The organism is Sphingopyxis microcysteis (assembly GCF_012274265.1).
In the GTDB taxonomy this organism is placed as follows: domain Bacteria; phylum Pseudomonadota; class Alphaproteobacteria; order Sphingomonadales; family Sphingomonadaceae; genus Sphingopyxis; species Sphingopyxis microcysteis.
Window position 1 is genome coordinate 42,739 of record NZ_JAANYY010000003.1, and the last position, 22,303, is coordinate 65,041.

General features: G+C 66.0%; 20 protein-coding genes and 1 tRNA gene. 4 read left to right on the plus strand and 17 right to left on the minus strand.

Annotated features, from left to right (window positions below):
• Positions 1 to 24: 24 nt before the first annotated feature.
• Positions 25 to 543, plus strand: coding sequence for a peptidoglycan-associated lipoprotein Pal (gene pal / locus G9408_RS07935; protein WP_210423289.1), 519 nt, complete (start codon positions 25 to 27; stop codon positions 541 to 543).
• Here the strand turns inward: pal and G9408_RS07940 are convergent.
• The 15 genes from G9408_RS07940 to G9408_RS08010 all read right to left on the minus strand — a co-directional run bounded on the left by G9408_RS07940 (position 530) and on the right by G9408_RS08010 (position 17,156).
• The gene (locus G9408_RS07940; RefSeq protein WP_328804416.1) at positions 530 to 1,300 is read right to left on the minus strand and encodes a prepilin peptidase; all 771 of its coding nucleotides are present in this window, start codon (positions 1,298 to 1,300) and stop codon (positions 530 to 532) included. The two genes, pal and G9408_RS07940, sit on opposite strands and share 14 nt — an antisense overlap.
• Position 1,301: 1 nt before the next feature.
• Positions 1,302 to 2,018: a type II secretion system protein N gene (gene gspN / locus G9408_RS07945; RefSeq protein WP_168453529.1), complete on the minus strand. Its 717-nt coding sequence runs from the start codon at positions 2,016 to 2,018 to the stop codon at positions 1,302 to 1,304.
• Positions 2,015 to 2,497: a type II secretion system protein GspM gene (gspM, locus tag G9408_RS07950; protein WP_168453530.1), complete on the minus strand. Its 483-nt coding sequence runs from the start codon at positions 2,495 to 2,497 to the stop codon at positions 2,015 to 2,017. The genes gspN and gspM overlap by 4 nt, the downstream gene beginning before the upstream one ends.
• Entirely contained in the window at positions 2,494 to 3,639 is a 1,146-nt protein-coding gene (gspL, locus tag G9408_RS07955) for a type II secretion system protein GspL (RefSeq protein ID WP_168453531.1), read from the minus strand. Before gspL ends, gspM begins: the two co-directional genes overlap by 4 nt.
• Before the next feature lies 1 nt (position 3,640).
• On the minus strand, positions 3,641 to 4,648 hold the full coding sequence (gene gspK, locus G9408_RS07960; RefSeq protein ID WP_235957626.1) for a type II secretion system minor pseudopilin GspK: 1,008 nt from the start codon (positions 4,646 to 4,648) through the stop codon (positions 3,641 to 3,643).
• Positions 4,645 to 5,259 carry a type II secretion system minor pseudopilin GspJ gene (gspJ, locus tag G9408_RS07965; protein WP_328804417.1) on the minus strand — a complete coding sequence of 205 codons (615 nt, stop codon included), beginning with the start codon at positions 5,257 to 5,259 and terminating at the stop codon, positions 4,645 to 4,647. The genes gspK and gspJ overlap by 4 nt, the downstream gene beginning before the upstream one ends.
• 113 nt (positions 5,260 to 5,372) lie before the next feature.
• The gene (gene gspI / locus G9408_RS07970; protein ID WP_328804418.1) at positions 5,373 to 5,750 is read right to left on the minus strand and encodes a type II secretion system minor pseudopilin GspI; all 378 of its coding nucleotides are present in this window, start codon (positions 5,748 to 5,750) and stop codon (positions 5,373 to 5,375) included.
• Positions 5,740 to 6,222 carry a GspH/FimT family pseudopilin gene (locus tag G9408_RS07975; protein WP_168453534.1) on the minus strand — a complete coding sequence of 161 codons (483 nt, stop codon included), beginning with the start codon at positions 6,220 to 6,222 and terminating at the stop codon, positions 5,740 to 5,742. Before G9408_RS07975 ends, gspI begins: the two co-directional genes overlap by 11 nt.
• Positions 6,197 to 6,703 (minus strand): type II secretion system major pseudopilin GspG, encoded by a 507-nt coding sequence (gspG, locus tag G9408_RS07980; RefSeq protein WP_168453535.1) that lies wholly within the window; start codon positions 6,701 to 6,703, stop codon positions 6,197 to 6,199. The genes G9408_RS07975 and gspG overlap by 26 nt, the downstream gene beginning before the upstream one ends.
• Positions 6,704 to 6,706: 3 nt before the next feature.
• On the minus strand, positions 6,707 to 7,924 hold the full coding sequence (gene gspF / locus G9408_RS07985; protein WP_168453536.1) for a type II secretion system inner membrane protein GspF: 1,218 nt from the start codon (positions 7,922 to 7,924) through the stop codon (positions 6,707 to 6,709).
• Positions 7,917 to 9,410, minus strand: coding sequence for a GspE/PulE family protein (locus G9408_RS07990; protein WP_168453537.1), 1,494 nt, complete (start codon positions 9,408 to 9,410; stop codon positions 7,917 to 7,919). Before G9408_RS07990 ends, gspF begins: the two co-directional genes overlap by 8 nt.
• Positions 9,407 to 11,608, minus strand: coding sequence for a type II secretion system secretin GspD (gene gspD / locus G9408_RS07995; RefSeq protein WP_168453538.1), 2,202 nt, complete (start codon positions 11,606 to 11,608; stop codon positions 9,407 to 9,409). Before gspD ends, G9408_RS07990 begins: the two co-directional genes overlap by 4 nt.
• A gap of 5 nt (positions 11,609 to 11,613) precedes the next feature.
• Positions 11,614 to 12,495, minus strand: coding sequence for a type II secretion system protein N (locus G9408_RS08000; RefSeq protein WP_168453539.1), 882 nt, complete (start codon positions 12,493 to 12,495; stop codon positions 11,614 to 11,616).
• Positions 12,496 to 12,800: 305 nt separating this feature from the next.
• Positions 12,801 to 15,506 (minus strand): TonB-dependent receptor domain-containing protein, encoded by a 2,706-nt coding sequence (locus G9408_RS08005; RefSeq protein ID WP_168453540.1) that lies wholly within the window; start codon positions 15,504 to 15,506, stop codon positions 12,801 to 12,803.
• An 81-nt stretch (positions 15,507 to 15,587) separates the two neighbouring features.
• Positions 15,588 to 17,156, minus strand: coding sequence for a hypothetical protein (locus tag G9408_RS08010; protein WP_120215524.1), 1,569 nt, complete (start codon positions 17,154 to 17,156; stop codon positions 15,588 to 15,590).
• Between the two features lie 321 nt (positions 17,157 to 17,477).
• Here G9408_RS08010 and G9408_RS08015 point away from each other — a divergent pair.
• Positions 17,478 to 17,564, plus strand: a tRNA-Leu gene (locus G9408_RS08015).
• Between the two features lie 196 nt (positions 17,565 to 17,760).
• Here G9408_RS08015 and G9408_RS08020 read toward each other — a convergent pair.
• Both G9408_RS08020 and G9408_RS08025 read right to left on the minus strand, forming a co-directional pair.
• Positions 17,761 to 20,076: a putative bifunctional diguanylate cyclase/phosphodiesterase gene (locus G9408_RS08020; protein ID WP_168453541.1), complete on the minus strand. Its 2,316-nt coding sequence runs from the start codon at positions 20,074 to 20,076 to the stop codon at positions 17,761 to 17,763.
• Positions 20,073 to 20,690 carry a cupredoxin domain-containing protein gene (locus G9408_RS08025; RefSeq protein ID WP_168453542.1) on the minus strand — a complete coding sequence of 206 codons (618 nt, stop codon included), beginning with the start codon at positions 20,688 to 20,690 and terminating at the stop codon, positions 20,073 to 20,075. Before G9408_RS08025 ends, G9408_RS08020 begins: the two co-directional genes overlap by 4 nt.
• Before the next feature lie 93 nt (positions 20,691 to 20,783).
• Between G9408_RS08025 and G9408_RS08030 the strand changes: the two genes are divergently transcribed.
• Positions 20,784 to 21,674, plus strand: coding sequence for a DUF3034 family protein (locus G9408_RS08030; protein WP_168453543.1), 891 nt, complete (start codon positions 20,784 to 20,786; stop codon positions 21,672 to 21,674).
• 10 nt (positions 21,675 to 21,684) lie between these two features.
• The gene (locus tag G9408_RS08035; protein WP_168453544.1) at positions 21,685 to 22,209 is read left to right on the plus strand and encodes a group I truncated hemoglobin; all 525 of its coding nucleotides are present in this window, start codon (positions 21,685 to 21,687) and stop codon (positions 22,207 to 22,209) included.
• Positions 22,210 to 22,303: the final 94 nt, after the last annotated feature.

The following is a 22,303-nucleotide window of genomic DNA, read 5'->3' on the forward strand; positions in this document are numbered from 1 at the left end:
AGCAACAACAAAAGGACAGACGACATGACGATACGCAAGAGCACCGCAATGATAGCGGCGATCACCATGCTTGCCGTTGGCGCCTGCGCAAAAAAAGCGCCCGATACGCTGCCCCCTGTCCCCGAAGGCACCGCCACCGATACCGGAACCGATACGGGCACCGGCGTGATTCCGGGGTCGCAGGAAGATTTCCTGGCGAGCGTCGGCTTGGAAGGCGACCGCATTTTCTTTGGCTTTGACCAATATAATGTCGACAGCGAGGACATGGCGACGTTGCAGACGCAGGCGCAGTGGTTGCAGCGCAACCCCGCGGTGCGCGTCACGCTGGAGGGCCATGCCGACGAACGCGGTACCCGCGACTATAATATCGCGCTCGGCGAACGCCGTGCCAATGCAGCGAAAAACTATCTCGCCTCGCTGGGCATCGATCCCTCGCGGATCAGCGTCATCAGCTATGGCAAGGAACGCCCCGCCGAACTCGGCTCGACCGAAGAAGCCTATGCGAAGAACCGCCGCGCGGTGACCGTCGTCATCGGGCGCTGATCAGCGGCCATAGCGGCACCGTCGCGAAAGCGGCGGCGCAAGCAAAGACACCGAAGGGGACCCGTCGCTGAACCAGCGGCTGGTCCCCCTTTCGTTGGACGATCAGCGCCCAGATGATGCCGCACAGGCTGGCGAGCAGCAGCATCAGCGGCAGCGCCTGCCAGCCGATCCAGCAGCCGATGGCCGCCACCAGCTTGGGATCGCCGCCGCCCATGCCGTCCCCACCGCGCGCGCGGCGATAGGCCCAGGCGATCAGCGCGAGCACCGCTCCGCCGACGAGCGCACCGATCCAGCGGTCGAGCAACGACGCATCGAGCAGCGGGCCCGCCAGCAGCAACCCCACCACCGCCAGCAAAGCGCTCAACCGATCGGGAAGCCAGAAGTGGCGGGCATCGAGGAGCGCGAGCGGCAGCAGCAGCCAGCCGAACAGCGCCCACAGCCAGCCGGACGTCCCCGGCATGATCATCAGCGCAATTCCGCCGATCAGCGCCGACCCCAATTCCACTCGCCAGTGGAAAGGATCGATCGCTGCGCGGCACTTCTGACAACGTCCGCGTGCCAGGATTGCCGAAAGCGGCGGCACAAGCTCTGCGATGCCAAGCGGCCGCCCGCACCCGTCGCATTGCGAGCGCCCCAGCACCGAACGCCCCACAGGCCAGCGCAGCACCAATGTCGCGACAAAACTGCCGAGGACCAGCCCGATCAGCACGGCGAACCCGACGCCCATGCCAAAGGGCAAGGCATCGAGGGCCGTCACGTCAGAAGCGACCCGTCGTCGCCAGTACGAAACCGCCCGAACCGGCCTTGAAGCCCAGCGTCGCCAGCGCCGCCGCCATCGCCGGATCGCGATCGACGTTGATCGCCAACCGGGCGCGATAAGCGCCGCTGCCGTCGAATGACAAGGTCAGCCGTTCCATCCCCGACTGGCTGGCCAGTGCCGCTTGCGCACGGCCGTTCGCACAGCTGAGCGGGCCCGCCAGCCCGCGCGACAGGTCGAGCCCCGCGATCGGCGCGCTGACCGCCAGCTGAATGCGTCCGCTGGCGCTGGTGCACCGGCCGCGCGCGTCGAACCGCAATGTTGCGCCTTCGAACCGGATGGTGTCCACGGGGATCATTCCAAGCCCACCCGACATTGTCGTCGTCCCGTTGACGTCGGATACCCCGCGCGGGTTGCTGCCGTGCAGCCGCCCCGCGAGCGCGCCGAGCCGCTGGTCGGCGCGCGAAAAGACAAGTTCGGTATCGCCGCCAAGCAGCGCCAGCGGCGACAGGCTGGCCTGCACGGTGCCCAGCGGCAACGCGCCCAGGCGCGCGTCGACCAGCTCGCCCGCCCACACCGACCCGCGCACCTCGCGCGCAGTCACCCCGGCGTCAGTGGCGCCCGACCATGCGAGCGCGAGCCGCATCGGAAAGGTGGCGACGATCAGGACGAGCGCCAGCAATAGCACCGCGACGCCCCAGCGTTGCCCTACGCTCATTGGCCACCCTTCCGAAGTTCGGCCGTCAGTCCGACGGTGCCGTCGGCGGCGGGGGTGATCGTCAGCTGGTCGATGACAAACCCCTGCCCCTCAAGCGACGCGAGCCAGTCGGTCAAGACCGGCGCGCGCGCTGTGGCGATTGCGATTGTCGCCTGCCCTTGTCCGCGCGCCTCGTTACGGTCGAGCGTCAGCCCGATCTCGCCCGCCGATTGCGCGAGATATTGGTCGATCGTGACGGCACCGACCGCCGTCGCCACCGATGTCGCCGGGCGCTGTGCCAGCAATTGCACCTTGGCGGCGACGCGACCTTCACGTTCGATCGCGGCGCGATGTCGGGTTTCCAGATCGACGAACGCCGCAACCGCCGGCCGGCCAAGACCCCAGATGAGGACGCCGAACGCCAGCACGCCCGCGATCCCGACCAGCCAGCGTTCGCGCTGCGACAACCCGATCCACCAATTTTGGAGTCGTTCGGTCATGGCACCGCCCGGATCGTGATATTCGCCATCTGCTGGCCGTCGCTGCCCGCCATCGGCTGCGCGGTGACGCGATAGCCGCGCGCCTGCAGCGCGAGCAGCACCGGATTAATGTCCTCGACGCGCGGTGCGGCGAGCGTCGTCGTCAGCGTCCCGTCGGTGCGGTGCGACAGCGTCTTGAGCGTAACCCCCGGCGCATCGCGCATCGCGTCGTAGAGTGCGGAAGCGGGGACCGAAAAGGCCAGCGGGCCGCCACCCGCCGCCGCAAGACGCCGGTCGAGTTCGGCCTCCGCCGCTGTCGCGTCGGGCGCGGTGACGCCCGCCTTTTTGGCCATCGCGACGACCGCGTCATCCGCGCGGCTGCTGTCGCGCGACAAGCGAAACGCATGGATGATCGGGACCAGCAGGCTGACGACGAGCAGCGCGATCGCCAGCCGCTTGGCCAGCCGCACCAACGCCGGGTCGAACGACCAGCTGCGCCGCGGCTTCCAAGCGCCGCTCAGCAGGTCGAGCGGGGGCGCCGCGAGTGTCAGGAGCAGCGCGTCGCGCATCCGTTCGGCATCGAGCGGCGCGATTGCGTGACCGCCCGCGATCAGCGGATCGAGTTCGGGGTCGGAAACATAGGCGCGGTCGGTGGAACGGATGATCTGTTCGCGGCCGACCTCGGCCGACCACAGGCCGTCGGGTTCGGGCGGCGGCACCGCGGCGGCGGCGGGAATGATCGCCGCGGGCGACAGGCGGCGCGAGGCCAGCCAGTCGGTCCACGCGGTCATCGCCGCATGCGTCGTCACCGCGACCGGCGCGGCCTGACCCGCCTCAACCGGCTGTCCCGCGACGACGTGCAGCAACGCCGCATCGCCCAGACTGGCTTTCAAGGCGTCGATCCGCGCCGCCGCCATCGCCTGCGCGGGCGCGGCTTCGGGATAGGCCATCCAGCGAAGCGGCACATCGCACGCAGGGGCCAGCGCTATCAGCCGGTCGTCGGCATCATCGCTCTGCGGCTTTTCCCACGCATCGACCCAGCCGTCGTCCTGCCCCGAATCGACGATCACGCCATCGTCGATCCGCAGCCACGCGGGATCGGGCGCGTCTCCATCGCCCAGCGCCGCCACCGGGGGCAGCCAAAGAACCAGCGTCGCGCTCATATCAGTCGGCTTCACCCCAATCGCGCCGCACGACCGTCGGCGGTGCGAGCCCGGCCGACGGCGCACCGCCATTCGCGTCGATGAGCGAAACTGCCGTCAAAAACCCGTCCCCCATCGTCACATTCGTCGTCAGGCTCAACCAGCGACTGGTTACCCCGGCCTGCTCGGCAACGTCGGTCGGCGGGTCGAACCCTTCGAACGGCGCCGCCTCCCAGAATCGCACGCTGCTGCCATAGCCGCCCGCGGGACGCGCCGCCAGCGCCGCCCGCGCGTCGCCAAGCGTGATTTCGCCGGGTAGCAGCATCGCGATCAGCGGCGCCTGCTCGGGCGCCAGCGTGTTGACGTTGAGCCGCACCGGCTCGGTCGCAGGCAAGACGCAGATCCAGCGTTTCAGCTGCGCATAGATTTTCGGGCTGACCCCGCGCACCGCGCGCAGCTCGCTGACATCGGCCATCTTGCGGTTTGCGGGCAGATAGACCCCCGGCATCGCGCGATAGGCGTTGTCTTCGGCGCCGAGCGGGCCTTCGTTGCTATCACTGTCGATCCAGTCGGCCGCCGCACCGGCGATCGCCTGTGCCTGCCCCGCATCGATCCCGAGCAACGTCATCAGCTCGCCGAACTGGCGCATCGACCCCGCCCGCTGGCTGAAGCGTCCCGGCGCGGTTTCAGCGACGAGGCTGTTGAGGTTGAAGCAATTATTGGCATCGGCCAGCTTTGCCCGCCCCTCGCCGCCGGGCAGCGGCAGGACGAAATCGCGCCCCAGCCAATCGCCCGCCAGCGTCAGCTTGGCCGGATCGCGCCCGACCAGATCGGCGACGCGGCGCAGCGCAATCTGTTCGGCGGCGAAGCTGTAGGCGCGGCCCTGATCGACCGTCGCCGCGCTGCCCGCGATCCGCGTCGCGAGCGTCAGGCGATCGAGCGCGGTCGCCGCGATGACCGCCATCACCGCGACCAGCAGCAAGACGGTGAGCAGCGCGGCGCCGCGCTCGCCGGGCGCGCGGCGCATCATGGCGCCGCGCTTTCGGCGACGGGCGGCGGCGGTAGCGTTGGCGCGGTCAGGAACAGCATCGTCAGCGCCTCGCGCCCGCGGCGCGCCACGCGCACCTCGACCGCGCGCGGCAAACGGTCGCCGGGCTCGGACGTCCAGCTGTCGCCCCAATTGCCGCGCTCGTCGCGGTATCGCACGGTCACGCCAGCGACATCGCCGATCAACCGGTCGCCCTCGCCGAGCGCCGTGCCGTCGAGCCTCGGCTGCGTTGCGCGGCGCCACTCGCCGCCCACCAGCGCATAGGCAACGCGCTCGACCGTAGGCCGCGGCGATCCATCGAGTGACCCGGCACCGCCATGGACAAAGGCAAAGCCGGTGGACGAACCAATGAAGGCCGGCACCGCCTCGCCCGCCGGACCACGCGTCGCGCGCTGCACCGCTTGCGCGAGATCGTTTGCCATCACGGCGCGGAGCCGGTTGACCCCGCCCATCGCCTTCAGCCGTTCCTGGACCGCATCCTGCGTGTCGACGCTGCTGCGCAAGAGCCCGACGCCCATCGCCGCGATCGCGGCAAAGATCGACAGCGCGACGAGCATTTCGACGAGGGTGAAGCCATTCGGATATGCCCCCACCTCCGTTCGTGCTGAGCTTGTCGAAGCACCGTCCTTCCTTCTCGACCTCGCAGAGAACGAACGGCCCTTCGACAGGCTCAGGGCGAACGGAAATAGGGGGACGGCGCGCAATCTCATCGCGACGGCCGGATGATCGTCAGCACCGCCTGCCCGCGCCCGCTTTCGGGGCGGACGGTGAGGTCGATGCGCAGCAGGCTGTCGTCGGCGGTTCGCGCGACGCGCTGTTCGACGCGCCAGTTGCGCCCCGCATTGGCCACCCCGATCGCGCTGTTGCCGATCGTCGGCGGCGCGGGGTCGGTCCACAGTTCGACGGCGCGATTTTGCGCGACGATACCCGCCATCGTGCTTTCATCAAGGTCGCCCGCGGTGCGCACCGCATAGGCGTCGAGCCGGACCAAAGCGAGCGCGGCGATGCTGATGACGCTAAGCGCAACGAGCATTTCGAGCAGGGTGAAGCCGCTGTCGCGGGTCTGGCCGCGTTCACTGGCCACGGCTGACCTCCCCCGTCGCCGAGACGCGAACGATCTCGCGCGCATCGCCGCCGGTCAGCACGACCGCCTGCGGGGTCGGACTGATACCGACTCGGTCGAACAATATGCGCGCCGCGCCGCGGCCATCACCCGCCGAAAACCGGACATCGCCCGGCCAGTTGCGCTGTTCGAAGGCGCGTCCGGGCAGCGCCTGCCATTCACCGGCAATCCGCCGTTCGAAGCCATAGCCCGACGGCGCGAAATTGACCGCGACGCTGCGCCCTTCGATCACCGCGACATCGCGCGCGGCGGCGAGGCGCGCGGCGAGCCGGTCGGCTTCGCTGCGCACGCTGCGTTCCTCGCCCGGAAGCGTGAGCACGACCGCGGTCGCGGCGAGCGCCATGATCGCGAGCACGACCATCAGTTCGACAAGGGTAAAGCCGTTGGCGTGGGGACGCGGACGCGTCTCAGCTGTCGGCGCGAATATCCGCATTGTCGTCGGTCCCGCCGGGCGCGCCGTCGGCGCCGAGCGACCAGACGTCGAACGCCTTCCCGTTCGGCCCCGGCGCCTGATAATTATAGGGGCGCCCCCACGGATCGGCGGGCAGCTTCTTGATATAGCCGCCGCGGCGATAGCGTTCGGGCTGTGCGAGCGAGGGCGGCGGGGTCGACAGCGCATTCAGCCCGTCAGTCGAGGCGGGGTAGGTCAGATTGTCGAGCCGATATTGTTCGAGCGCGCTTTCCAGCGTCGCAATATCCGCCTTCGCCTTGGTCACCATCGCCCGGTCCTGACTGGGCAGGACGTTGATCATCACGACGGTCGCGAGCAGCCCGATGATGAAGATCACGACCATCAGTTCGGTGAGCGTAAAGCCGCGCTCGTCCTTCTTGCGGCGACGGCGGACCGGTGCGCGGCCTTCGCCGGAAAAGGAGGTATCGAGCATCAGGCGGATCAAAAGCTGCATCAGCGACATTTATTATATTCCGGCAAGGTTCTGCAACTGAAGGATCGGAAGCAGGATGGCGAGGATGATGAGGGCGACGCACGACCCCATAAGGACTATTATGACAGGTTCGAGTAATGCCATCGATGCCGCGGTAAAGCGGTCGAATTCACGCTCCAGATAATCGGCCGCGCGTTCGAGCATCTGCTCGAGCCGTCCGGCGCTTTCGCCGCTGGCGGTCATATAGACGAGAAGCGGCGGAAAGACCCCGGCGTCGCGGAGTGCCGCCGACAGGCTGCCGCCCGCGCGGACCTGATCGACGATCGCCGCGGTCGCGCCTGCGAGCGCAGCATTGCGGATCGTCGGGAGCGTCAGGCGCAGCCCCTCGACGAGCGGCAGGCGGCTCGACACCATCGTCGCCAGGGTGCGGGCAAAGCGCGCAGCATAAAGATCGCGGAGCAAGCGGCCGAGGAGCGGCAGGCGCAGCAGCCGCGCATCGACCCGCGCCTTGAACGCGGGCCGCCGCATCGCTGCCGCCCAGCCGAAACTGCCTGCGACAAGGAGCAGCGCGATCAGCCACCACCAGTTCGCGGCAAAGCTGGAAATTGCGATCACCGCGCGCGTCAGGAACGGCAGTTGCTGGCCGGTGTCGGTGAATTGTTCGACGACGCGCGGGACGACGAAGATCATCAGCGCCGCGACGACCCCGATCGCGACCACCGCGAGCACGATCGGGTAAGCGAGTGCGGCGATCAGCTTGCCGCGGACCTCGGCCTGCCGTTCGAGCAGATCGGCGAGGCGCGCGAGGATCGTCGTCAGGCTGCCCGTCGTTTCCCCCGCCGCGACCATCGCGCGATAAAGCGGTGGAAAGCTGGACGGCTGGCGCGCCATAGCATCGGCGAGGCGCCGGCCTTCGAGCAGTCCGGCGTGGACGTCGCCGATCACCGCACGCGCCTTTTCCGCCTCGCTCTGCCGCGTCAGCGTGCGCAGCGCTTCCTCGAGCGGCGCGACTTCGGCGAGCGTCGCGAGCTGGCGCGTGAAGAGCGCGAGTTCCTTCGACGACAATCGCGTGCGACGAAAGGCAAAGAGCGAACGCCCCGCCGCCGGTTTCGCGCCCGCCGCCGCGACTTCGACGATATGAAATTTGCGGCGAACGAGGTCGGCGCGGGCTGCATCGTCATTGGCGGCGGTCAGCCGCCCCTTGCGCTCGCGGCCCTGGCTGTCGATCGCCACATAGCGATAATCAGGCATCGATTTCCTCGCGCCGCGCGATGCGGATCGCTTCCTCGGCGGTGGTCAGCCCCTTGGCGACCATCGCGCGCGCCGATGACGCCAGCGTCGGCGCTTTCAGGAAGGCGTGCTTGGCGATCATCGCCTCGTCGCCGCCGTTGTAGATGTAGCGGCGCACCGTCTCGTCGACCTTGATCGCCTCGAACACGCCGATGCGGCCCTTGAAGCCGGTGCTGCCGCACTGGTCGCAGCCCTTGGGGCGCCAGATCACCGTGCCGATGTCGAGCCCGAGGATCGCGGCCATGCTGTTGTCGGCCTGAACCGGTTCGCGGCAATTGTCGCAAAGTTTGCGCACAAGGCGCTGCGCGATCACCGCGCGGAGCGTCGAGGCGAGAAGAAAAGGTTCTACTTTCAAGTCTTTAAGGCGCGTTATTGCGCCGACGGCGTCATTGGTGTGGACGGTCGAGAGGACGAGGTGGCCGGTGAGCGAGGCCTGCACCGCGATGTCGGCGGTTTCGCGGTCGCGGATTTCGCCGACCATCACGACATCGGGATCCTGGCGCAGGATCGCGCGGAGGCCCGCGGCGAAATCGAGCCCGACCTTGGCGTTCACCTGCGTCTGGCCGACGCCGTCGACGGCATATTCGACCGGGTCTTCGACGGTCAGGATATTGCGCTGGCCGTCGTTGAGCTGCTTGAGCGCCGCGTAGAGCGTCGTCGTCTTGCCCGAGCCGGTCGGGCCGGTGACGAGGATGATTCCATTGGGTTCGGCGAGCGCTTCGCGCAAGATCTGGTCGGCGGCGCCCGACAGGCCGAGGACGTCGAAGTCGATCCCCGCCGCATCCTTGTCGAGGATACGCATCACGACGCGCTCGCCCGCGCGGCTGGGGAGCGTCGAGACGCGGACGTCGACCGCCTTGCCCGCGAGCGTCAGCCCGATACGGCCGTCCTGCGGCACGCGGCGTTCGGCGATGTCGAGCCGCGCCATCACCTTGATACGGCTGACGACGACGGGGGCGACATGCGGCGGCATGCGCAGATGTTCGCGCAGCACGCCGTCGGTGCGCATGCGGACGACGAGGCCGCTTTCATAGGGCTCGATATGAATGTCGCTGACGCCTTGGCGCACCGCTTCGGCGATGATCGCGTTGATCAGGCGGATTGCGGGGGCGTCGTCGGCGCTGTCGAGCAGATCCTCGGCGCTGGGGATGCCGAGTTCGAGGTCGCTGCCATCGAGCGACCCCGCCATCGCCGCCGCCGAGCTGTCGACGGCATAATGGTCGGAGAGCAGCCGGTCGAAATCGGCGGCGCCCGCGGTCGCGACGCGCAGCGGCTGCGCGAGATAGCGCTTGACCTCGATCAGCACCGCCGGATCGCTGCCTTCGCGCAGCGTTGCGAGCCAGCGGCCCTCGCCATCCGGCGCAATCACGACGCCATGGCTGCGCGCGAAGCCGTAGGGAATATCAACCGGCGCCGGGGGAGGCGCCGCCGGTTCGATGTCGGTCACGGATAGTCTCCGGGCGGCGGCGCGGGCGCCTGCGAAACCGACGGCGGCACGTCGGTCGAGATGACGCGGCCATCGGGACCGCGCAGTTCGGGCAGGTTGACCGGGCCGACGGTGATGTCGGCGGCGGTCGCCTCGGTCGGGACCGGCGGAACGGCGCCCAGATAGTCGCGCACCAACGTATCGATCGCGGGCTCCTCGTCCGGGTTCCGCTGGAGCTGGAAGTCGCGGATATAGCCGTAACGGCGCGCGGTCAGTGCAGCATTATCCTCGCGATTGCGCAGGATCGTCGGGCGGATGAAAACCATGAGGTTGGTCTTCGACCGGGTGCGGCTGCGCGATTTGAACAATTCGCCAAGCAGCGGAATGTCACTCAAAAGCGGGATGCGTTCGATCGTCTTGCGCTCGTCATCGTTGAGCAGCCCGCCGATCGCGAGGATTTCGCCATCGTCGACGGTGAGCACGGTTTCGAACGCGCGCTTGTTGAGGATGAGGTCGCTGTTGCGCGACGACACCGGCCCGGCGACGCTCGACACTTCCTGGCGCAGGAACATCTTCACCTCGCCCGCGCCGTTGACCTGCGGCGTCACCTCCAGCTTGATCCCGACCTCTTCGCGCTGGACGGTGCGGAAGGCGTTTTCGAAATTGGTGCCGAGCTTTTCGCCGGTGGTGATCGGGACGTCCTGCCCGACGAGGAATTTCGCCGCCTGATTGTCGAGCGTGACGATGTGCGGGGTTGCGAGCAGGTTCGACGTCGTGTCCGATTTCACCGCGTTGATGATCGCGCCAAAGATCGTGTTCTTGCCGATGTCGCCCGCGAAACCCGCGAAGCCGCCGGTCGCCTGCAACAGCGACGCTGCAGCGGCCTCCTGCAGGCTGTTGCCGAGCGAGCTGTTCGTTTGCGTGACCGTCGTGTTGCCGTTGACCGTCGTCGTTTCCTGCGACAGCTGGTTCGCGGCATAGGCGCCGCCGAGCGTCAGGATATTGGGCGACGCATTGCTGTAGCTGGTCGCGACGAACGGGATATTCTTGCCGCCGAGCAGGAACTGGACGCCGAGGCGCTTCGCCGCATCGTCGCCGATTTCGACGACGATCGCCTCGACCAGCACCTGCTGGCGCCGCGCATCGAGCTGGCGGATCAGCTCGCCGAGCATGCGCTGCACTTCGCTGTTCGCCGCGACGATGATCGCGTTGGCGCCTTCGTAGCGCGTGACGATCGCCGGGCCGCGGGTCGAAATGCTGCCGCTGCCGCCTCCCCCGACCGATGCTGGCTGCGCCGGTGCCGCGGCGACGGGGGCGCTGCCGTCGCCGGATGAGGATGTGGACGCGGGCGGCAGGCCTGCTTTTTGCGCCGGATCGCTGCCGCCGCCGATCAGCTGTTGCAGCGTCGGCAGCAGCGTTTCGGCATTGGCATGTTCGAGCCAATAGACGCGAAGCTCGGTACCGCCCGCCGCCTTGGCGTCGAGGTCGTTCGCCATCGACACGAAGCGCGCGACGAGCGCCTGATCGCCGCGAAGCGCGATGGCATTGCTGCTGTCGATCGGGACGATCGCGAGCGGCGCGCGCGCGCCCTCGCCCGCCGCGGGAACGAGCGCGGTCAGCGCCGCCGCAATTTCGCGCGCCCCGGCGTTTTTGAGCGTTACGATCTGGCTGGTCGAGCTGTCGCGATCGATGCTGGCGGCGAGCGCGCGGATGCGGCGGATATTGTCGGCGAAGTCGGCGACGACGAGGCTGTTGGCGTTGCGGTTCGCAGTCAGCGAGCCCTGCGCGCTGACCAGCGGGCGGAGGGTTTCGACCGCCGCGACCGCGTCGATATGCCGGAGACGGATGATTTCGGTGACGAACTGGTTCTGCGCCGCGCCGCCGCTGCCGATGCGGCCCGGCTGCGCCGCGGCGCCGTCGATCGGCTGGACGCGGTAGCTGCCATTGGGTCCGGGGACGGCAACGAGCCCGTTCGAGCGCAGGGTCGACAGGAAAATCTCGAAATATTCGCTGCGCGACAGCGGGCGGTCGGTGACGACCGACACCTTGCCGTTGACGCGCCCGTCGATGACGAAGGTGCGCCCGGTGATCCGCGCCGCGTCCTGGATAAAGGCGCGGATATCGGCGTCGCGGACGTTGAGCGTATATTGGGCGGATGCCGGTACCGGAGCGGCGGATACGAGCGCGGCGGCGAGCATCAGGGACAGTTTGAAACGCATAAAACCTATTTCGAAAGAAAGATGGCGACGGGAACGACGCTGGCGCCGCGTTCGACTTCGAGCGAGATGCGCGCACCGGGCGCGATCTGGTTGGCGAGCGACGCGGCATCGCTGGCCGACCCGATCGGACGGCCGTTGACCGAGCGGATGACATCGCCCGGGCGCAGCCCCGCGGCGCGGAACACTGCGCCGTCGCCCTGCGGCTGAACGACCAGCCCGGTGACGCGGCCGTTTTCGGCGCGCGGCGCAAAGCCGACCCCGGCCTTCAGACTTTCGGGTGACATTTCACCGCTGGCACTGGTGCCGGTGGCGGCGACAGACCCGATTTCGGGCGTCGGGGCGGGGAGCGGCGTGGCCGGATTGGCGACCGGCGCCTCGCCGCTCTGGTCGAGGAACAGGCTTTCGCGGGCTCCGCCGCGATCGAGCAGGACATGATCGAAGGCGATACCGGCGAGCTTCAATCCCGGCGCAATCTCGTCGCCGACGGCATAGCTTGTCTGCACGCCATCCTCGCCCGCGATGATCGCCGAGCCGCCGCCCGTCGCCTCGTTGAGGTTGATCCCGAACAGCGTCAGCCCCGCCGACGTCACGGTCGCGGTGGCCGCACCCTGAGCGTTGCTGCGGAAAAAGGGATCGAGGCTGGTGAACAGCGCCCGCCGTTCGGCGGGCGAGGCGATGACCGCCGCCTGCGGTTGCCACGCACCGAGCGGCGACAAGGGGGTGATGACGGTCCAGAGCAGGCGGACGAGTTGCCAGACGAGCAGCCCGCCGAGCAGGCCGACAAGCAGCATCGGCCCGATCTCGCGCGGCGAGCGCTTGCCTGCGCGCAGCCAGGAAGGCAGCGCACGGGGCAACCGAACAGCCGATCCGGACATCAGCGTCGCCATTATTCTTCCCTGTCCCCCAACTGAAAAGCGGTCTCACGAATCGCCTAGGGGCGGTTGGTGACAATCAGTTGACCGGGAGATTACAGTTTTTTGACGGACGGGCGAGTCCGGTGCGGCGAGATCGACGCATGAACGCCCTCCCCTTCAGGGGAGGGCAGCGAGACTTGCGAACTTGTTCGCTAGTCGCAGCGGGTGGGGGCCAGCGACCTTGCGCAAGGCCGCGGGCCCCCACCCCACTACGACTAGGCAGCAAGCTGCCAAGTCTTCGTTGCCCCTCCCCTGAAGGGGAGGGGCCAATACACCCGTCAGAACTTCAGCGAAGCGCTGAGCGAGAAAGTCCGCCCGAGTTTATAGCGGTTAAGGAAGATGCGGTTGTCGCCACTTTCCTGCACTTCCTGATATTTGCGCCCGGTCAGATTGCGCGCCTCGAACTTCAGTTCGATCTCCTTGTTCAGCAGGCTCAGCCCCTGCCGCGCGACGAAATCGACCGAGATGCCGGGCTTTTCGCGGATGTCGGGCTGCCCCGACGGACCGCGGCTGGTGACGCGCGGGCTGGCGTAGGTGACCAGGATCGTCTGCTGCGACAATTTGTCCTGATCTTCGAGCCCGATCTGGAAGTTGATCAGATGGTCCGACTGGCCGGTCAACGGCGATCCGTCGAAGAAGAAGTTGCGGGCATCCTGCACCACGCCGTTGATGACGGTGGTGTCGCCCGCGCCGACCTGAATCTCCGACTTCGTAAAGGTGTAGTTGCCGATCAGCACCAGCCGGCGACTGGCCCAGAAGGCCGCATCCGACAGCGTGTCGAGCGCGAAATATTTCTGCACCTCGATCTCGCCGCCATAGAGCAATGCCTTGGGGGCATTGGCAAAGCTGGTGTTCGCGACCGAATCGGTGCTGAGCGAGGTATAGGCTTCGATCGGGTTTTCGATCTTTTTGAAGAAGCCCGCCGCGGTCAGCCGCTGATCCTTGGCGAAATACCATTCGTAACGCAGCTCGGCGTTCCACAGCTCGCTGTCGCTGAGCGACGGGTTGCCGCGGAACTGGCGGTTCGATTCAGGATCCTGATAGATTTGCGCGATCAGCTCGCGGAACTGCGGCCGGGCGATGGTGTTCGATGCGTTCATGCGCACCTGCATATCGGGCGCGACTTCCCAGGTCAGCGTGACCGCGGGCAGCCAATAGCTGTTGTTCAGGTTGGTCTGCGCGATCGCGCTGCCGCCCGACCCGAACAGGTCGATCGGCACGACGGTCTGTTTGGCATCTTCGTACCGGATGCCGACATTGACGTTCATCCCCGACACAAGTTCGGCCTGCAGCTGGGCATAGCCGGCGTGCGTCGTCAGCCCGGCGTCAAAGGCGGCGGTGCCGTCCTGCGCCGAGGTTTCGAGCAGGGTGATGTCGTAAAGCTGGATCGTCGCGTCGGACAACAGATAGTCGGGGCGGAGCTGCGTCACCGCGACCGGCAGCCCCGGGGCGCGGAACTGGAACGCCCGGCGCACCGCGGTGCGGCTGGTGTCGGTATAGGCGTAGCCGACCGTCGCGGTGATCTGCGGTGCCAGCTCGTACGACAGATCGACGCCGCCCGACCACAGATTTTCGTTGAGGTCCGAAAATGCGATCGTCGCATCGCCGCGGTTGCCGCCGAGATCGTTGACGAACTTGTCACCGGTCGGATCCTGCGTCGTCGGCAGATTGGTGCGGACATAGGTAAAGCCGCGCTCATAGGGCGCTTCGCGCTGCGAATTGGCATAGGCGCCGCGCAGGTCGAGTTTCAGCGCGTCGAACTGGAATTCGCCCACCAGCTGGGTATTGATCAGCTGGCGTTCGTACCAGGCGGTGTCCTGCTTCATGATGTCGCGGCCGACCTGGTTCGCGTCGGTCCCGAGCCCCAGCCGCGCCTGCTTCAACGTGTCGCGTATATAAAGGTTGGTCCACCGCAGCTTGTGATCGCCGAGTTCGAGCCCGAAGCCGATCAGGCCGTTCACGACGATGCGATTGTCGGTGATGACGCGGTTGTAGCTGGTCTGCGGATCGCCCGCGAGGTCGAGGTTGAGCGAGGTCTGCTGCAACGTGTCGCGGGTGCGCCATTTGTTGCTGATCCCCGCGGTCGCGATGATCCCCAACTCGCCATCGGCAAAGGAGATCGTCGTGCCGCCGGTGATCCCCGCCGACCAATTGACCGGGATATGGTTATTTTGTTGCAGCAGCGTCGTTTCGGCGTTGACCAGCTCCATCTGGATCGCTTCCAGATCGTCCTGGCTGTAATCGGCGCCCTCGAGGATCGGCTTGCCGCTGGCAAAGGCGGCTTTCAGCAGCGGCGGCACGTCGCGAGTGCCGTCGTCGAAACCGGTCCAGTCGGTATCGCTGCCATAATAGGTATAGCCGAGCTCGTTCGTCGTCTCGCTGTCCCAGCCGATGCCGCCGCTGAAGGTCAGAAAGGGTTCGCGCGGGGTCGATTTGGTGGTGAGGTTGATCACGCCGCCGCCGAATTCGCCGGGGAAGTTCGCCGAATAGCTTTTCTGGACCAGCGTCGAATCGATGACGTTCGAGGGGAAGATGTCGAGCGGAACGACACGCTTCAGCGGTTCGGGGCTGGGCAGCGGCGAACCGTTCAGAAGCGCGAGCGAATAGCGGTCGCCAAGGCCGCGGACATAGACGAAGCCGCTGCCGACGACCGACAGGCCGGTGACGCGCTGGAGCGAGCCCGAAATATCGCCCTCGCCGGTACGCGCGATGTCGGCCGACGACAGCACCGACACGACTTCGGGGGTCGCGCGGACGATATTGGGGGTGTAGCGGCCGGTGACGACGATTTCCTGGTCGGCGCCGCCAGGGATCGAAATGTCGCCATCCTCGTCCTGCGCCGCAGCTTCGTCGGCGACCGGCTCGTCGGCGGCGGTCGGCGTATCGGCGGCGGGTTCGGCGCTGGCGTCCTGCGCGAGCGCAGCGGGCGCAACGAGCGCGGAGCTGAGAAGAAGCAGGCTGGCGAAGATCGGCCGCTTGGTCATGGTGAAAGTCCCCAAGGAATATGCAGGAAGGGAGCGGGCCAGCCCGTCAGGCGTGCCCGCTCCCCAATGGATCGCGAGCGATCAGGTCGTCGGGATGGCGCTGCAGCTGCCGCTGGCGGTGCCGAAATTCGCCGTCGACGAGTTACACGTCCAACCCTGGTACCAGGTGTCGTTGGCGTCGCGGACGGCGCCGACATAGGCGGTGGTGTCGAAGAAGGCGTTGAGCGTCTTGGCATTGAACGGCGTGAAGCCGGTTTCGGTCGCGCCATTGACGAACAGGTTGGTCAGCGTCGGGACATAGTTCGACCGGTTGTTCGTGCCGCCGTCGAAGATCGCCTGGACCTGCGCGTCGGTCACGCCGCTGGTGCCGCGGAACGGCGAGGCGTTGCACTGCATCGACACCGAACGGAACACCGGCGGTCCCTGTTCGTCGGCCGCGGCGCCCGCAGCCTGCACGGTGGTCGCGCTGTTCATGCCAAGGCAGCGGAAGCCCGGCGCCACGATCAGGCCGTTGGCGAAGGTATAGTCGGCGCCGCCACGGATCAGAATCGACACGCCGTTGCCCGCGGCATTGTTGCGGTGGATATAGGTGAAGTTCGACAGGTTCACGCGCTGGCGCGGCGAGGTGTCTTCATTGCCGTTCGAGTCGATTTCCATCATCGAATCGCCGACCGCACCGCCTTCGCGCTGCACGCCGATGACGTACTGGATGTTGCCCTGGTAACCGACGTCGGTGTCGAGCCCGTCATCCTCGGCGCCGGTCACGACCAGATGCTTCATGTTGACGCGGCCGCCGAACACTTCGATCCCGTCGTCCGAGCTGTTGTGGATCTGGACATGGTCGATCTGGGTGTTGTTGCCGACGCCCGACGGGGTCAGCCCCTGCAGTTCGCTCGCTGCCGACAGGATGAAGCCCGAATAGCGGATCTGGACATAGGACAGGCGGCCCGAATTGTCGCCCGGCTGCGCGCCGCCGTACAGCGCGTTCGACGTGCCTTCGGTGTCGCGCTCGCACGCCGCGGTGCCGGGGGTCGCGCCGGGGGCAAGGCAGTCGGTGATCGGCGCGCGGCCGAGCAGCACGATGCCGCCCCACAGCTGCGAGGTCTGGTCGTTCGCCGAACCGACGACATTGCCGCGGCCGGTGAAGATGATCGGCTGGGTCGGGGTGCCGACCGCGTCGATGCGGTTGCCGCGGTTGACCGCGAGGAACGACACGCCGGTCGCCCCGAACACGGTGACGCCCGGATCGATCGTCAGCGTGACGACATTGTTGGTGCTGGTTGCGCCCTGGTCGGTGCCGACATCGACGCGGCCAGGCAGCGAATAGAGCACGCCGGGAACCTTAGGGATCGCGGTCGTCGCGGTGAAGCGCGTCGGGAAACCGCAATTGCGCCATTCGCCGCCGGGACCGGTGATGGTGCCGAGGTTCGCCAGCTGGTCGGGACCGGCGATGGTCGGGCAGTTCGCGGCGGGGGTAACCCCCGTCGGGGTCGGGGTGGGCGTCGGGGTGGGCGTCGGGGCCGGTGCCGGGGCGGGAATGACGATCACGCCTTCACCCGGCGAAGCGACGCCGTCGGCGCCGCAGGCGGCCAGAATTGAACAAGCCACGCCGCTGAGCATGACCAAACGAACGCGTGCGAAAGCCGCCATGAAAATCTCCGTTCCCGGTGTGCGCCCCCGAAGTTGGTCGAGCCGCGCCCCTGATGAAAAATCACCGGTGAACGATGCTTCGCCCCCGGTGACGCCGCCACTAGGGTGATTCGATGACGGTCTGACGCCAGAGCCGTGACAGATGCGTGACTCTTTTGAGTCGGGTTGGTGACACGCCGGGTCCGGGCGCGGGCGCCGCGCCGCCCCGCGCCTTCGCACCCGCAAAAATAAATGCAGCGAAGCTCGCTTGCATCGTCCCGCAAGCTTTGCTAGGCGCCCGCTCCTACCCGGAGCCGGACCCGTTCGGCCCCTTCATGATGTGCGGTCGTGGCGGAACTGGTAGACGCGCAACGTTGAGGTCGTTGTGGCCGAAAGGCCGTGGAAGTTCGAGTCTTCTCGACCGCACCATACAGTCCTGTGGGACGTCAGAAATCGGCAGTGATCTGGGACCGCCCCGCAAGGGCGCGCCGTTCTGCGCGGTTTGCGTCCCGCTCGATCCGCATTGCAGTCAGAGACCCAGAAAACTCGACATCAAAATGGCAAAAAGAAAGCCCGATCTCTGCCGGGCATTTTGGTGACTGCAGCCTGCCACTCATAGCAACGCTCACGCGCGCATTCGTTCGACCTCGGCCATGTTTTGCATCTCGTCGATGAACTCATGGACCGCGCGTGCATTGATCGGTCTGCTGAGCAGATAGCCTTGAATCTGACGACATCCTTCCTGCCGGAGGATCTCCGCCTGCGCCTCATCCTCGACGCCTTCGGCCAATGTTTCCATCCCAAGGGCATCGGCCAGAGTGGTGATCGCGCGAATGACGGCATTCGCGTTGCCGCCAGCCGTTAGGTCGCGAACGAAGCTCTGGTCGATTTTCAGCTTGTCGAACGGGAAGGATCGCAAATAGCTCAGCGAAGAATAGCCTGTTCCGAAATCGTCGAGCGCAATCCGCACACCGAGCTTGCGCAGGCCGTGGAGCGCATCGAGCGTACGTTCCACGTTGGAAATAAAAATACTCTCTGTGATTTCGAGTTCGAGGCGGGTCGCGGGAAGCCCCGAAGTTGCGAGCGCCGACAAGACGACCGTCGCCAGATTTGGACTGAGGAACTGCTTGGGCGAGATATTGACCGCCACCGCGAGATCGCCCGGCCAGGAAGCTGCCTGGCGGCAAGCTTCGCGAACGACCCACTCACCGATCTGAACGATGAGACCCGTTTCTTCCGCAAGCGGAATGAATTCGGCGGGACTGATCATCCCGCGCTCCGGGTGCGGCCATCGAATGAGCGCCTCGAACGCCTTGAGCCGCTCCTCCTGGAGGCTGTAGAGTGGCTGGAAGTGGAGTTCGAAACCGCCGTCGCGGATGGCTAGGCGGAGGTCGAGCTCCATCTGTCGCCGATAACGCGCCTGCTCGTCGAGGGAGCGTTCGAAGAATTGATATGTCGACTTGCCGTCACGCTTGGCGCGGTAAAGCGCAAGGTCGGCATTCTTCATCAAGGTGATCCCATCGACCCCATCAGCAGGCGCAACCGCGATGCCGAGGCTCGCCGAGGCATCTGCCTGCTGACCGTCGATCACGATCGAGCGATCAAAGCAATCCTGGAGCCGATCGGCCAGAGCCGCCAGATTCTCGGTCGCTGGCAGATCACTGAGCAGAATCGCGAACTCGTCGCCTCCCAGTCGCGCGACAATCGCATCGCCAAGCACATCCTGAAGATGCGCGGCCACGTTGCGAAGCAGCGCATCTCCGGCGGGGTGTCCGAGCGTATCGTTGACGACCTTGAAATCGTCGAGATCGACGTACACGACCATCAATTGCATATCGTCGCGGCGGCGCAGCAAGGCATGGTCCAGCTGTTCGACAAACAATTTGCGATTGGGCAGATTGGTTAGTCCATCGTGGAGCGCAACGTGCGTGATCTGCCGTTCGCGCTCCGCGATCGCGTCAACCATAGTATTGAAGCTCGCACCGAGCCTTCCGATCTCGTCCTCCGACGTAATTTCGACCTTCGCGTCCTTGCCTTCTCCAAGCCGCCGCGTCGCGGCGTCAAGGGCGCGCAGAGGGCTGGTGATGGTCCGGGCAACACGCCAGCTCAGCACGACGACCAGCGACAGGCCGGCGGCCGCGAGCGCCGCAAGCAGCCATTGAAGGCCGGAATATTCGGCCAGCGCCTCGCTGAGTGAGTGGTTGAGAAGAAGCCGCGGCCGGAGACCCTGCTGCAAGGCGGGGAGCGCCGTTACATGATGCAAGATTCGATCGCCATCGTTGGTTTCGACAACATTCCCGAGAGTTGCGTTGCCAAGCGCAGTTGGGAGACGCGACGCGGGCAGCACGCGGGCATCGATGTCGACCGCAGCAAGGCGGCTCAGCCGCTTCATCTCGGCGGCATCGAGCGGCTGGGCCATGACGAGCCAGCCGATTGTATCCGGCGTCTCCACAGGCGAAGCGGCGGCCAGGGCAAGTTTTTCGCCAAGCCGAATTACCCCGCGCTCCTGCCCCGCATCGAGCGCGTTCCATAAATCTTCGACGGCAGGCAATGCCGCATCCGACGAACCGACGATGCTGCCGTCGAGGCCAACGACGAAGGCCGCGGCGCTGCGCGAACGCTGCCGCAGGCTGAGCAGTGCGCTTTCGATGGTCGCGTCGTCATGCGTTGCCACAGCTTCTCGAAACCCGAAGTCGCGCGACAGGATATCGGTCGATCCCCGCATTTGCTGGGCCCGCAAGGCAATGATCTCGTCAAAGACCCGGGCGTTCGCGGCCAGATCACGCGACGCGCTATTCTCGCCGAAACGCGCAATCCCATTGCCCGCCAGAAGCACGACTGCCGCGAGCACGAGCGCAAACAGCGTCGCATAGGCGACCGCGATACGAAGCTTCAGTGATCGAAAACGAAAGCGCGCCGGAATGGAAAGCGATAACGTCATCGCAGCCGTAACGCGATCTTCTGGCTGGCCGCTCCGGCGCCCACAACGACGGCGCGCTTGACCTCTCCCCCGGGTGTCCGGGCACGTGGGTGCCAAATGGTCAGCTGATAGGAGCCCGCCGCCATACCCGACAAGCGGACAAGACCGTTCTGGTCGGTTTTGGCCGCATAAGGCGTGTCGACCACGCGTATATATCCTCGCATCTGATCGTGGATATTGCATCCGAGCGCGACGGTGCCGACGACCGGGAACGCCTGCGACCGCGACTGATCGCGCCCATAGAGGTCGATCTCGAACCGCGCTGCTTTGGAAAAGCTGAAGACGCTGTGCCGGACGGTATCAAGGTTGGGAAAAGCGACACTGCCGCCCTTGGCGACAATGAGTGTACCGGGCGTGAAGGTGACGTTCTTCTGCGCCATGGCGGCACGCCCCGGAAAGCGGATCGCTCCGCCGCGCCAACCGCCGCTGGGCTCGAGTTCGATGACCGCGTCACGCACCGGGACACCACGCTCGTCAACGACCTGGACCTGCATCGATGCAGGCGTCGCAGCCCATGCAGCGGCAATCCATATGCCCGGGCCGAGCAACGCAGCAAGGATGATTGGTCCCTTCATTTGCGCCGAACTAGGGCTAGTTATTTAATTTTGCGTCAAAATTTGGGGCTCATGGTTAACACAATCTTAGCCGATTGATGTGATGTCTCCATTATGGACCAACCTCTTCCCATACACGGCCTGCTGGCCGGACTTGCTTTTTCGTGCGTCCTGGCGTCGCCAGCCGCGGCGCAGGAAAGCGCGCTACTCGACGGTGGAAAATTGTTGCTGACGAACGGTGTCGCGACGATCGAGGGTACCAGCGGCGGCGGCCTTGCGACATGGGCGACGATCAGCGGTCGCGAAACCGATGTCGGCGTCGGCTTGTCGGCGCACGGCACGATCATCGAACTCCCCGACTATGGGTGGACGAGTTTTGGGCTGTCGGTCGGGCTCTTTGATCGCGTCGAACTTAGCTATGCGCGCCAGAACTTCGATACGCGCGATGTGGGAACCGCGCTCGGGCTCGGCGAGGGCTATATGCTCAGCCAGGATGTGTTCGCCGCAAAGCTCCGGATCGCGGGCGATGTCGTCTATGGCAATCCGCTTGTTCCGCAGATCGCAGCGGGCGTCGAGCACAAGCGAAGCAGCGATACGCCCGTCGCCCTCGCGGTGGGTGCTGCCAACGGCCAAGGCACAGCCTTCACGCTATCGGCAACAAAATTGTTCCTCTCGCACAGCGTCCTCGTCAATACGACGGCGCGGCTGACCAAGGCCAACCAAGGCGGGCTCCTCGGCTTCGGCAGCGCAGGGGAAAATAGTTACTCGCTCCAGTTCGAGGGATCGGTTGCTTATCAGCTGTCGCGCCGCGCGGTCATCGGCGCCGAATATCGCACCAAGCCAGACAATCTCGCCGTCGCGCGCGAGGATGATTGGTGGGATCTGTTCGCCGCCTATGCTGTGACCAAGAATCTGACCGTCACCGCCGCCTATGTCGACCTGGGTTCGATCGCGACGTTCGACAACCAGCGTGGCGGATTTCTGTCCGCCCAGCTCGCCTTTTGAGGACCGCCCAATGCTTATCCTTGCCGCCGCACTACTGACGCAATCCGTCGCCGAGCCGCCGGTGGACTGGGACAAGGAATTCGGCGTCGAAGAAAAAATGCGCGATCCTGTTACCGGCGAGCTGCCGGTTGATCCCTATGTCCAGGGCGACGGCAATGCGGGAGCGAAGCCGTTCGACGGCGAGGCGATGGCCGACGCCTTCGGCGGTCAGGCAGGCATCCGCCGGATCGCCAACCGGACGGTCGAACTGTCGGAAGCCGACCCGCGCATCGCCGCGATCTTCGCGTCACACGACATGGTTCGACTGAAACGGACCTTGTTCGAGCAGTTCTGCTATATTCTCAATGCGGGCTGCACCTACACGGGGCGCGACATGACCGCTTCGCACAAGGATCTCGGCGTGCGGACGCGAGATATGAATGCCCTCGTCGAAAATTTGCAGCGTGCGATGCGAGAGGAGAATGTCTCCTTTGCTGCGCAGAACCGATTTCTCGCAAAGCTCGCGCCCATGTCGGGGGCAGTAATCACGAGGTAGAGCGAGCTTGCATACCGCACTGCCAATCAGAGATGGCCATCAGCAGACTGTCGACTTCCAATCCGACGTTCAAGAAATTGGACACAATTGATCG